Source organism: Acinetobacter sp. 70_2, assembly GCF_056736115.1.
In genome coordinates this window covers 682,403-695,009 of the sequence record NZ_JBWZIP010000015.1, presented here as the reverse complement: position 1 = coordinate 695,009, position 12,607 = coordinate 682,403, and the positions used below count along the sequence as shown (strand labels likewise).

General features: G+C 39.1%; 10 protein-coding genes. 5 read left to right on the top strand and 5 right to left on the bottom strand.

Features of this window, described 5'->3' with window-relative positions; genetic code table 11:
• Positions 1-361: 361 nt before the first annotated feature.
• Positions 362-2,968 carry an aminopeptidase N gene (gene pepN / locus AC1PJ9_RS12245; RefSeq protein WP_263613993.1) on the bottom strand — a complete coding sequence of 869 codons (2,607 nt, stop codon included), beginning with the start codon at positions 2,966-2,968 and terminating at the stop codon, positions 362-364.
• A gap of 319 nt (positions 2,969-3,287) precedes the next feature.
• Between pepN and AC1PJ9_RS12240 the strand changes: the two genes are divergently transcribed.
• The 3 genes from AC1PJ9_RS12240 (at position 3,288) to thiM (ending at position 5,713) form a co-directional block, all read left to right on the top strand.
• The gene (locus AC1PJ9_RS12240) at positions 3,288-3,545 is read left to right on the top strand and encodes a hypothetical protein (RefSeq protein WP_311087400.1); all 258 of its coding nucleotides are present in this window, start codon (positions 3,288-3,290) and stop codon (positions 3,543-3,545) included.
• 151 nt (positions 3,546-3,696) lie between these two features.
• A complete protein-coding gene (locus AC1PJ9_RS12235; RefSeq protein ID WP_311087399.1) occupies positions 3,697-4,854 on the top strand; it encodes a hypothetical protein in 1,158 nt (385 codons plus the stop codon).
• Positions 4,855-4,885: 31 nt separating this feature from the next.
• Positions 4,886-5,713 carry a hydroxyethylthiazole kinase gene (thiM, locus tag AC1PJ9_RS12230; protein ID WP_191001444.1) on the top strand — a complete coding sequence of 276 codons (828 nt, stop codon included), beginning with the start codon at positions 4,886-4,888 and terminating at the stop codon, positions 5,711-5,713.
• A 28-nt stretch (positions 5,714-5,741) separates the two neighbouring features.
• On the opposite strand, the gene AC1PJ9_RS12225 is transcribed toward thiM, so the two are convergent.
• The 3 genes from AC1PJ9_RS12225 to AC1PJ9_RS12215 form a co-directional block, all read right to left on the bottom strand.
• On the bottom strand, positions 5,742-6,593 hold the full coding sequence (locus AC1PJ9_RS12225) for an AraC family transcriptional regulator (RefSeq protein ID WP_311088052.1): 852 nt from the start codon (positions 6,591-6,593) through the stop codon (positions 5,742-5,744).
• A gap of 81 nt (positions 6,594-6,674) precedes the next feature.
• Complete coding sequence (locus tag AC1PJ9_RS12220; protein WP_022575528.1) at positions 6,675-7,034, bottom strand: 5-carboxymethyl-2-hydroxymuconate Delta-isomerase; 360 nt, start codon at positions 7,032-7,034, stop codon at positions 6,675-6,677.
• Positions 7,035-7,077: 43 nt separating this feature from the next.
• Positions 7,078-8,790, bottom strand: coding sequence for an AAA family ATPase (locus AC1PJ9_RS12215; RefSeq protein WP_311087398.1), 1,713 nt, complete (start codon positions 8,788-8,790; stop codon positions 7,078-7,080).
• A 230-nt stretch (positions 8,791-9,020) separates the two neighbouring features.
• Between AC1PJ9_RS12215 and mdh the strand changes: the two genes are divergently transcribed.
• Both mdh and AC1PJ9_RS12205 read left to right on the top strand, forming a co-directional pair.
• Entirely contained in the window at positions 9,021-10,193 is a 1,173-nt protein-coding gene (gene mdh / locus AC1PJ9_RS12210; RefSeq protein ID WP_198495539.1) for an iron-dependent methanol dehydrogenase, read from the top strand.
• Positions 10,194-10,388: 195 nt separating this feature from the next.
• Positions 10,389-11,357 (top strand): alpha/beta hydrolase, encoded by a 969-nt coding sequence (locus tag AC1PJ9_RS12205; RefSeq protein ID WP_199964362.1) that lies wholly within the window; start codon positions 10,389-10,391, stop codon positions 11,355-11,357.
• Here AC1PJ9_RS12205 and AC1PJ9_RS12200 read toward each other — a convergent pair.
• Positions 11,354-12,544 carry a helix-turn-helix domain-containing protein gene (locus tag AC1PJ9_RS12200; RefSeq protein WP_003652386.1) on the bottom strand — a complete coding sequence of 397 codons (1,191 nt, stop codon included), beginning with the start codon at positions 12,542-12,544 and terminating at the stop codon, positions 11,354-11,356. The genes AC1PJ9_RS12205 and AC1PJ9_RS12200 overlap by 4 nt on opposite strands.
• Positions 12,545-12,607: the final 63 nt, after the last annotated feature.

The following is a 12,607-nucleotide window of genomic DNA, read 5'->3' as shown; positions in this document are numbered from 1 at the left end:
CATAAACTTGTTATTATTTTTATTTATATTTAATAAAATATAGTTACTTAAAGTTACTCCACAAATATAAAAACCAACATTAACAAATCATAAGCATTTGATTTAAATTAATTTAACCATTCTATCAAAAAATTTATTCATAGAAATTTAAGTAAATGTGTCATTTTTCTTTTCCGGTAATTAATCACAAAAAATAGCTTTTTTATGCAATGCTTCAACTTAAAATTAAATTGATTTATTCTTTAATATATTTAAAAAATACATTTAATATAAATTAATAAAGGACATAATTTAAAGAAATATAAAATAAGGGTAAAAATAAAGGCCTCATACGAGGCCTTTATTAAGTATATTTAAATAATTAAACGCTTAACATACTATTTAAAGTTTCAGAAACGTTTTTAGATTTCACTTTAGGCTGCAATGCCTCTAAAGCTTGTTGTACTTGAGTGCGCTGAGGCTCTGCAAGTGTGTACCAACGTGACAATACCTGTAATAGGCGTGAACCTAAAATCGGGTTCTTCTCATCAAGATATTGTGCAAGATTAATAAAGTGCACTACACCAAAGCCCCAAGTATTTTCAGGGTTATTTGACAAGCCCCCACTTACGGCGCGAATACGGTTTGGCGTCGTGAGGTCATAATCAGGATGTTGAGTGAGATATTCAATCGTCTCAACAGTAGCATTTGGATTTGCTGCCTGAATCATAAACCATTGATCTAAAGACAATGCTTCATCTTTAAAACGGTCATAGAAATCAGCTAGGGCATCTTGAGCTTGAGGTGCATTTTGCCAAACCAATACACGTAAAGCACCTAAACGTTCAGACATATTGCCTGTGTTTTGATATTGCACATGTGCTAATTCAAATGCAGTTTGGTCGCCCTGACGAGCCATCATCATAAGCATAATGTTCTTTAATGCACGTACACCCATCGCTAAAGAAAATTCTTTTTGTTGGTCTGGGTCAAGGGTAAGGTAAGTATCTTTCCAGAAAGAACCTAACTCTTGTGCTAATCGATTCAGCAAGGCCTCACGTTTTACATGAACATCGGCTGGTGCATAGTTCTGATCGATACGACTACCCAAATAACCTTCACTTGGTACATCAAACAAACGAGATGCTAAAAGTGGGTCGCGGCCAACCAACTCAGGCAAAGTGCTCTGAATAGCTTGAATGTACGCATCGGCAGAATGGTCTTCTAACAAAATACGCTCAAGCAAGGTTTGAGTTGCTTGCCACTGGTTAAAACCATTTGTCTCATGCTGAATTAAGAAAGCTAATTCTGCATCGGTATAGTCAAATACAAGATTTACAGGCGCAGAGAAATTGCGGAGTAACGACACAACTGGCTGTTCAGTCACACCTGTAAACTCAATGGTTGCTTCATCTTGGTCAAACAAGTACACGCCATCTTTAACATCATTTACGAATAAGCTGTCACTGTGCAATGTATATTGCTCGCCTGTTTTAGCATTAAATAGCGCTAAAGCCACAGGAATCGGAACAGCTTTTAAATTTGGATATTTAGGATGAGCTTTCAGGCTTTGTTTAAAACTTAAACGGTAAGTTTGTGCTGCTGCATCGTACTCACCTTTTGCTTCAAGCTTTGGTGTACCCGGTTGGTTATACCAAGTTAAAAATGCAGATAAATCGACACCCGAACCTGCTGATAATGCAGCAACCCAGTCTTCTACAGTTACGGCTTGTCCGTCATGACGGCGGAAGTATTCGTCTGTTCCCTTACGGTATTTTTCTTTACCAAGTAAGGTCGACATCATGCGGTTAATTTCCGCACCTTTTTCATAGACTGTCGCTGTATAGAAGTTATTAATTTCTACAAAGTGGTCTGGACGTGGTGGATGCGACAATGGACCTGCATCTTCAGGGAATTGGTGTGATTTAAGTACAGCAACGTCATCAATACGTTGAACCGCAGCAGATTGTAAATCTTCCGAGAAAGACTGATCACGGAATACCGTTAAACCTTCTTTTAAACACAGTTGGAACCAGTCACGGCAAGTAATACGGTTACCAGTCCAGTTATGGAAATATTCATGGGCAATCACCGACTGCACTCGCATAATCGCAGCGTCAGTTGTGTATTCTTCATCGGCAAGTACACATGAGGTATTAAAGATGTTTAAACCTTTATTTTCCATTGCACCCATGTTGAACTGGCTTACCGCAACAATCATATAGTTGTCGAGGTCATACGCACGGCCGTAGTGTTCTTCATCCCAACGCATTGAATGCTTTAAAGCTTCCATTGCGATATGACATTTTGGAATGTCTTTCTCAATGGCATAAATTTCTAAAGCAACATCACGTCCTTCAGAAGTCGTATAGCGATCTTTAAGTACAGCTAAATCACCAATAACACAAGCGAACAAATAGCTTGGCTTTTTAGTTGGGTCTTGCCAGATTGCAAAGTGGCGGTTTTCACCCGCTTCACCTGTTTCAAGCAAGTTACCATTAGCAAGTAATACTGGGTATTTTTTGTCTGCTTCTACACGCGTCGTAAAGACTGAAAGTACGTCTGGACGGTCTGGATAGAAGGTAATTTTACGGAAGCCTTCAGGCTCGTTTTGCGTAACAAACAAATCGCCTGCTTTATATAAACCTTCAAGCTGAGTGTTGGTTTCAGGATGAATAATCACTTGAGTCTGTAAAATGACTTCATCTGGTGCGTTAGTGATCACCAATTGTTCACTATCGAGTGAATATTGTGCAGGAGTAAGCTCTTGACCATTGAGCTGAATAGATTGCAACTCAAGATCACGACCTAACAGCACCAAGTCTCCAGCAGTTTGACGCTTCATGACTAAAGTTGAATCAACAATTGTTTTATCGTCATAGACTTGAATATCAAGATTAATGGATTCAACCAAGAACGAAGGTTTTTGATAATCTTTTAAATAAACTGTTTGATCTGCCTGAACTGGAGGCTGTGCCGCAATATTCATCTTTATTCCTTATATACTTTTCGGGAACTGTAGTACGAATTTTATGAACTTGATCATACATATTCATACATACTGTGTTTGTTTACCTTTATAAAATTAATGGGACTTCATTTATACATTTCAAATTAGAATTTGGTTTTATTAGCACAGATTAGACCAAAATTACGATAATCGTTGTTTATATAATCAATCTATACAATAAAAATAAAACTCCTTTCGCTTTTAACATTTTTTAGGAGCTGCTTACATTTTGGGCATGGTTCTTGCCTTAACTAATATACCAGTATAAGTATTTCAATTAGAACAAGAGGTAGCCACTATGGAATTAAAAACTTATTTACATCGCTTAGAAAATATTAAAGCTATTCATGATCTAGACGCAGCAGGACTCGACCATCATGTGATTGCCGTGTTCTTAACTGCGGAAGGTATTTCTATGACTGCTCAGGAGGTAACCACTATCGTTAATACTTATGACGCATTAGGTAAAGTGAAATTACCAAACAAAAAAGTACAGGCGCTTATCAATGCTAAAAAACTTGGACAACATGATGAGAGCTTGCCGTGCCCTGTTTAATCTTAACTTTTAACCCCTTATGAAAACCTAAAATCAAAATAAAGATTTTAGGTTTTCTATTTTTGCACCAAACAAAAATACAATCTCAGCTATCGGCAATGCGGCTGTGTATAATAGGTCAATCATGATTGATTTAAGTGTTCGGAGCGAAATGGCCTTACAAATTCTACAGAAACAGCTAGATGAAAGTAGCCATTGCCCACTCTGCCAAGCTTCAATGTACTGGGTGGATGCCGAACAATTTGAGCAAGACATTCAGTTTCATGAATGCAGTCATTGCCAGCACCGTGTATTTAAAGACACAAAAATGACATGCCATTGTGACCAATGCACTAAACAAAGAAAAAAGCTTTTACAACAAACACGACTCCAAGAACAACGCCAGTTTAAGTCAAAAGACCAACCTCAGCGCAGTCTTGAACAACTCAGTTTTTTTAATAAACTTTTTCTGCTTAGCTTGCTTGATGACTATGCACGTGACGATGTTGCACATGACGAATATATTCACTGGGACCAAATAAAATATCAACCTATTACACCCAACTGGATGTTCCAAAACCATCTGATTAAACAGCTTCATAAAGATGGGATTTTAAATGCACAGGATCAATCTGACGAACCACAGTGCTTTTATTTAAACATTCGTTTAGATGGTTATAGTGACCCAAGCTTATTTAGTGTAGCCCAGCAACTACGTCACTGGTTTTATGAAAACTTAAGTCTTGGTATTCCGTTCCGTAGTGCAGATGAAGTGAAAGATGTCCTGTTTCAGGTGCTCTATCAAGAAATTATTCAGTTTACGCAGTTCTATTGCCGAACATGGGGTATTCAAATTGCGGGTAGCTCTAACTTTCAAACTTTTTGCTATCGTTTAATGGACTCCTTAGCTATTGGTCAAATTTATTATTTGATTCAAACTGCACTCGAATATCTTTATAAGCAAAAAGCTCTACAGCCACGTAATGAAAAATTTATTAATACCAATTTATTAAAGAAAACTTTAGAGCAATATCGGGAAAGAGCTTTAGCAGAAAAGTGGGAAACTTCAATGTTACCACGCCCTTACAATATTCCTTACAGTAAAATGAGTCACATTTTGTTTAACCGCTTTTTAGGTTATGACGAACACATTTTTGTACAACCTGTATGGAAGGCATGGCGAAAAATTGAACCTCGGTTAAACTTTTACTCGGTTAAACGTTGTATGCATTGTGGTTCAAATGATTTAAGTGTTGATTATGATGCCGCAGATTATGTTTCTTTAATTTGCGAAAGATGTAAGCATCAAGATCACTATTTTACCCGTTAAATGTTACTTCTGGCTTAATAAGGATAATCAGATGACTTCAACATCCAACCTCATTGAACAGGTGATTGAAGCTTGGCAAAACATGCAGGCAAAAACGCCTCTTGTACAATGCATTACCAATAGCGTTGCAGCCAACTACACAGCCAATGTGTTACTGGCTTCTGGTGCATCACCTGCGATGATTGATAATCCTTATGAAGCAGAAAGTTTTACCAAGATCTCATCGGCTTTAAGCATTAATTTGGGGACGCCAACTTCAGAGCAAATGCAAGCCATGCGAATCTCTGCCAAAACAGCACAGCTTAACAATATTCCTTGGGTACTTGATCCAGTCGGTTATGGACCAATTTTAGCTTGGCGCAGTCAAATGACAGATGAGCTTTTACACTTCAAGCCAAACGTTATTCGTGGTAATGCTTCAGAAATCAGTACCCTTGCAGGCAATCAAGTTCAATCTAAAGGTGTAGACAGTACTTTAAGTAGTGATCAAGCCTATCAGCAAGCTGCTTCTCTCTTAACACATGCAAGTTGTATCGCTATTTCGGGCGAATCAGATTATATATTGTCTAATGAAATAGATGCTGTGATTCAAGTGAACGGCGGAAGTCCTTTACAACCAAAAATTACTGCAACAGGCTGTGCTTTAGGTGCGTTAATTGCAGCTTATAGCGCTGTGACAACACCAACGATTGCTGCTCTTTCAGCTCATGTACATTTTGCAATTGCAGGTAAACTTGCAGCAAATCAGGCGCAAACTATGGGAAGCTTTAGTAGCATCTTTATGGATTATATCCATATGCTAGATGACAACCTGATTGAACAATATGCAGATATCAAACTTTTAAACATACAGGCATAACCTAAGCTATGCCTGTATCACCCTAGACTCACTTTAAAAGTAAGTAAATGTCGGTAACAAGGTCGCACTCGTTCACTTCGTGCACAAAGTTGTGATAGTGAAAGAAAACCGGATAATCCCCTGCTTCTTCTGGTTGCTCAGGTAACCAGTTTCTAAAGATGTAATAGACGCTATCTTTAATCTGGTCATGGCTACCAAAATGTCTTACGGTTGCATAACGCCCTGCAGGAATTTCACCTGTCTGTACGCCGTAACTATTTTCAGGTACATCCTTTTCAATTGAACCTGCAATATCAAATCGAAACTCGTCAGCTGGTGTCTGATCGGGGTCAGCAAACGGAATACCATAAGTTCTAGACTTTGTTACAGGCGATAAGCCAGTTTCTTTGCGCCAAGCAATAAACTGCGCAGCTGTTTCCAAGATTTTATCGGGACTTCCTAAATGCGATAGATACGCAATCTTTTCAGCAGGTCGCTCAACAATATTTACATTCATTTTTAGCTCACTTTTTGGAATCGTAAAAACAAACTTCTGGTGCCAAGATTCCCAGTCTGGTTTATCTCTAAAAGCCCGAGGAGTTTGATCAAATGAACGTTTAAATGCACGAGTAAATGCCTCTGCACTGTCAAACCCTGCTTGTAATGCAATCTCAATAATCTTGAGATCGGGTTCAAAAGCCAATTGAAAAGAGGCCCGCTTCAAACGAGAAAGTTGAATAAACTTCATCACATTTAAGCCAATATGAATGGCAAAAATACGATGAAAATGAAACTTAGATAAGGCTGCAATCTGGCTCAATCGCTCAACATCTAAATCTTCGTCTAAATGTCTTTGAATATAATCGCAAACCAGTTGCAGCTTTTGTGTATATACAGCCATACATTTATGTCTGTTCATTCGATAGCACTACTTTTACATAGTGCTGATCTCTATTCTTGATCGAAATTGCGCTTTTTAGTGTTATACAACTTGCTTGAAATAATCTTCTCTTGGCATGTCGACAAGCTCAACGCACAATTGAATTTCTTTATTAAACCCTTGTTGTAAATATTTTTTGTTGCTAAGCGCCGCTAATAACTGCTCACCCATAAGCTGTTTTTGTTCAGCCGTTCTTCCCGACAAAATATAGACCTTTGCATGAATATAAGCTTGATCAGCCCCTAAGCCAATGAGGAAAACCTCATCTTTGCGTGCACGGCTTTTAATGTCTTCTGGACTAAATAACTCTGTCTCAATCAGTGTGCTATTAATTTCTTCAAGTAATTGTTTTGCGTTCAATCCAGTTAAATTTTCTGAATAATCGACTACTACGTGCGGCATAGCCACCTCAATTTATGTAATAAGTAATTAAGCTAATTAAACTTTACTCAATAAATAATAAAGCTAATCGAACCTGATCATATCCCATTCGAGGACTGGTTGCTTCAACAATTGGTCTTAGTTTGATCGAACCATCATCAGAAAAATGATCTGGATTTTGACGTTTTTTCAACTTCTTATAGATTTTACGGACTTCTTCGACCACTTCTTCACCCGGATGGGCAACCGAAATATCCAGCTTTTGTTCTTTATGAAGTCGAGCCAAGTGATTAATAATCGTCGCTGGAGTAAGGCCACGTTCATGCGCAATATCTTCAATCTCATAGCCTTCTTCAAACAACGCACGTGTTTCGTCTAGCGTTGCCGAGGCATAATTTTGTTTCGCACCTTTTGAGAGTTTTTTCTCATTACGAGAAATCTCTGTTTCATTTAAAGTTCCGCCACAATGACGAATAAATGCTTTGTGCTGAGCAGTTAAATCTACATCTGCAAAGTTGTCTTCTGCTTCTTTAGACAACTCTTGGAAACGACGATCGGCTTTTACGGCCAAGCTATCTAGCTCTAGAGCTTGCTCGTTAATCCCTAATAATTTTAATCCAGTTAAAGATTTCAGACGCGAGAGCGCAACATAGCCCTGACCTTTTTCAAAGGTGTTCATGAGGTTAATTTCGGCAGCTTCTAACGTCATCCCTTGGCTTTTATGAATGGTAATCGCCCATGCCAAACGAAGTGGAATTTGCTGAAAACTAGCAATCACTTTACCTGCATCATTTTCAACTGACCAAGTTTCAGGAGCAACCAGCAATGTCGTGCCATCGGTCAATTTCACCTTTGGTAGCAAACCATTTTCATCATCTTCTTCAAAACCAATGACTTCCCCTAAACTCCCGTTGATATAGCCCATATCAAAGTTGTTTTTTACAAACATGACTTTTGCATGTTTCTTTAAGGTGAGTTCTTCTGGTGCACGAACCGAAGATTTTAAAGTTTCTACCAGTTTTTCATTACCGTCTAAAACCGCATTGAATTGATGCCCTTCATTATCAATTTCATTTAAGTGCTGATAATTGATATTGTCGACATCCATATTGTGCGTATAGAGACGAGTAAAGGTCTCACCAATATCATGCGAGCGTGATTGACGTAATGCGTGTAAATGATCTGATTGAATATTTTGCGCACGAATCGCATTTAAAATCTGGTTAAGAATTTCATCATCTTGGCGATGTTGTTCTGTTAAATAACATACGCGAAATTTAGCTTCGACCCATGCATCAGACATAAAACAGAACTTGTCACGGTTGGCTTCACTATTACGTCCAACTGGTGGCAACTGAAAGAAATCTCCGGCAACAATGACTTGGATACCACCAAATGCCTCATCGCTTTCTTTAAAATATTTTAAAACCTGATTCACCAGATTAAGCTGCTTCGCATGTAACATCGAAATTTCATCGATGACGAGAACTTGCGCATTTTCAAGGTGTTCCTTGAGATATTTACGCTCTTTCATACGTTTTAGGTCATCATCAGTTAACTGATCTTTAATCCCGATGCCTGCCCATGTATGAATCGTCATGCCGTTCATATGCGTTGCAGCAATACCTGTAGATGCCGTAATAGCCACAGGCACTTTACGTGCTTTTAAGTATTGGATGTACTGATTGAGTGTATAGGTTTTCCCTGCACCAGCCGAACCGGTTAAAAAGACATTTTCACCTGCTTTAAGCAGTTTAAGCGCAGTTTCCTGTTTCATAATCTCATAAGTACATCTTCAACAGCCCATAGCTTAACGACTTTCCCGAAAAAATTAAATGAATGAGCTAGAATTTCTGTAAAATCAATATAAATCAATAATTAACATTAAAATAATATTTGGTAGGTTTTTGGTAGGTAGGAAAATAATCTTCACATCACAATACTAAGGCCATGGTGAGGCTCACCTGTAATAACAAACAATGGATTTATGGAAGAAGGAATCACTCCATGGCTTTTAAAAATATTGCAGATCAAACAAACGGTTTTTATATTCCCTGTGTATCACTCTTTGGACCAGGATGTGCCAAAGAAATAGGTACAAAGGCACAAAACCTCGGCGCAAAAAAAGCATTAATTGTGACCGATGAAGGCTTATTTAAATTTGGTGTCGCAGATCTTATCGCAAACTATTTAACCGAAGCAGGCGTTGCGAGCCATATTTTCCCTGGTGCTGAACCAAACCCAACCGATATCAATGTCCATAATGGTGTAAATGCCTATAACGACAATGGCTGTGACTTTATTGTCTCGCTAGGTGGCGGTTCATCTCATGACTGTGCAAAAGGGATTGGCCTCGTAACTGCTGGTGGTGGTCATATTCGTGATTACGAAGGTATCGATAAAAGTAAAGTACCGATGACGCCATTAATTGCAGTCAACACAACGGCTGGTACTGCATCTGAAATGACCCGTTTCTGTATTATCACCAATACAGACACTCACGTAAAAATGGCAATTGTTGACTGGCGTTGTACCCCACTTATTGCGATTGATGATCCGAAGCTCATGATTGCAAAACCAGCTGGTTTAACAGCGGCAACGGGTATGGATGCTTTAACCCATGCTGTTGAAGCATACGTTTCTACGGCGGCCAACCCAATTACCGATGCTTGTGCAGAAAAAGCCATCACCATGATTAGTCAATGGTTACAACCTGCTGTAGCAAATGGCGAAAACATCGAAGCACGTGATGCAATGAGCTATGCACAGTACTTGGCTGGTATGGCGTTTAACAATGCATCTTTAGGTTATGTACATGCAATGGCGCATCAATTGGGCGGTTTCTATAACCTACCTCACGGCGTATGTAACGCAATCTTGTTACCACACGTGTGCGAATTTAACTTAATTGCTTGTCCAGATCGCTACGCAAAAATCGCAGATTTAATGGGTGTAAAAACTCATGGACTGACCGTGATGGAAGCTGCATATGCTGCAATTGATGCCATCCGTAAATTGTCGGCATCGATTGGTATTCCATCTGGATTAACAGAGCTAGGCGTAAAAACTGAAGACCTTGCAGTTATGGCCGATAATGCTCAAAAAGATGCGTGTATGCTGACCAATCCACGTAAAGCAAATCATGCACAAGTTGTGGAGATTTTCAAAGCAGCACTTTAATACTGATGTAATGGCACATCCTTCTAGTAAGTCAAACCCCTCCGACCGTTGACTTACTTTTTGGGGAATACTTAGCTCCAGCGGTATTCCCTTTTTTTAAACCTCTATTCCAATCCAACCTCTAAACCTGATTGACAATTCGCCCATTTCATTGAAGGATACTCAGCATGTCTTAATTACAATAGCTCGATAAAAATGAATACATCCTCAGCTACTCAAAATTATGTTCCAGATATTTTAGGTACTGGCTACGAACAGCTCACACTAAACTTTCCTAATGATTATGAAGGTAAAGTTGTAGCTACCTTAGTGCGTAAAAAGGCCGCTCAATCTACTCAAAAAGCTGTGCTGTATATTCATGGTTTTTTAGATTATTTCTTTCAAACTGAAATGGCTGAACAATTCAATGCGCATGGTTACGACTTCTATGCCTTGGATTTAAGAAAATATGGTCGTTCCAAGCTACCCCATCAAATCTTCTATAATGTGCTTGATTTAAGTGAATACGATGCCGAAATTACTCAAGCATTAGATATCATTGCTAAAGAACAGCACACACAAGTATTGCTTGCAGGCCATTCGACTGGCGGTTTGACAGCAACGCTTTATGCTGCCCATCACCCGAACCATCCTCTTATTAAAGCGCTATGGACGAATAGTCCATTTTATGACTTTAATTTAAGCTTGGTCGAAAAGAAGTTTGGTATTCCAGTACTCAGTCGAGTAGGAAAATATCTACCTAAAGTTAAATTCCCAAGCCAACTGAACAAATGGTACACCGCGAGTCTTCACAAACAGCTCAAGGGCGAATGGGACTTTAATCTGGACTGGAAACCTACCTCCGCCCCTACGGTTCAACTCAGCTTTCTACATGCGATTCATACAGCACAAAAAGAAATACATCGCGGAGTTAAACTGAATGTTCCCGCACTGATTATGCATTCTCATCAGACTAAAAACCCTAAAAAATGGGGAGCCGATGCGACTCAAAGCGATGTAATTTTAGACGTTAAAGACATTGAAAAATTTGGCAAAAAAATCAAAGGTGATGTCTCTGTTGTCTCTATTCACAATGGCTTGCATGATTTAGTCCTTTCAGCCCAGCCAGTACGAGAACAAGTCTATCAACAATTGTTCCAGTGGCTGGATCAAAAAATCACTTAACTGAGCTTAGGTGAGTCAAGGTATTTCATCAGCAATTGATGCGCGGGATGTTCACTCGGTACTAACTCCATAAGACGTTCTACCGCATCGATTGCTTCAGGGAAATGAGCTAAATGCTTAAGTAATAAATCTGTTTCTTGCGTTTTAAAAATTGCATCGCTCAAGCGCGATTCAAGGCAGTCACGCCATGCACATAAAAACGGGCTTTCAGTTTTTGCCAGAAAAACACCTGTGTAAAGCTGCAAAGCAGAAGCCGCATATCCCGCATCCAGTGCTTGTTCAGCTTGTAAAAAATCGGCTTCAACATGTACAAGCAAACGATATGGCCGAGATCCAAGTAAACCACCCAAAATATCTCGAAGTTGAGACATTTCAGCTTTAAGTGTGCCCATACTTACTTTACGTTCGCCATAGAGCGCCTGATAAAGATGCTCTAAAGTTAAGCCATGCGGACATAACGCCAATATGGTTAAAATCTCAATTTGGCGCGGTGTTAATAACAAGCTTTTGCCATTAAATTTAACTTGTGGCGTTGAAAATGCACGAATATGTAATTGCTGACGCTGCTGCTCAAGCAAGGCAGATTGAATAATTGATGCACAACGTTCGGCAGCCAATATTCCTAAACTATTATGGTTCTTCCAAGTAGTCGATAAATCAACGACACCTAGAGTTTGTTTTGAGTATGGATCGATAATTGGCGCGGCATAGCACACCCAATCATGAATCGATTCCATATAATGTTCATTAGAAAAAACACAACTTGATTGCTGAGTTTTTAAAGACAAAGCCAATGCATTGGTACCAACAAATTCTTCACGCCATTGCCCACCCTGCACAAAGTGAACACGCTCAGCTGCACTTTGCATTTGAGCACTTGTTGCCGTCCAAATGATCGTACTACCAATGTCACCAACGGCAATCACCATTGAGGATTGCTCTGCAATATGACGTAAGTCGTCGGCACACTGACTTAAAGCCATATCTAAAGCATTTTGTGAAGCAGATTTTTTCTCGACTAATGGAGCCGCAAAACGCTCTTTAGGAATCGCAGCAGAGGCTGACCGTTCCCATGAACTTGCAATACTTTGACCCAGTTTGGCAGCATTTTGAGGAGAGAGACTATTTTGCGTACGCAGTTGATCAATCAACGTCCGTTGCTGCAATAAATCCTTTTTTGTGAACATTTGTAAATTCCTTATATATCCACATTTCTATTCCAACCTTTCTCCAACCTTCTTCTTTATATC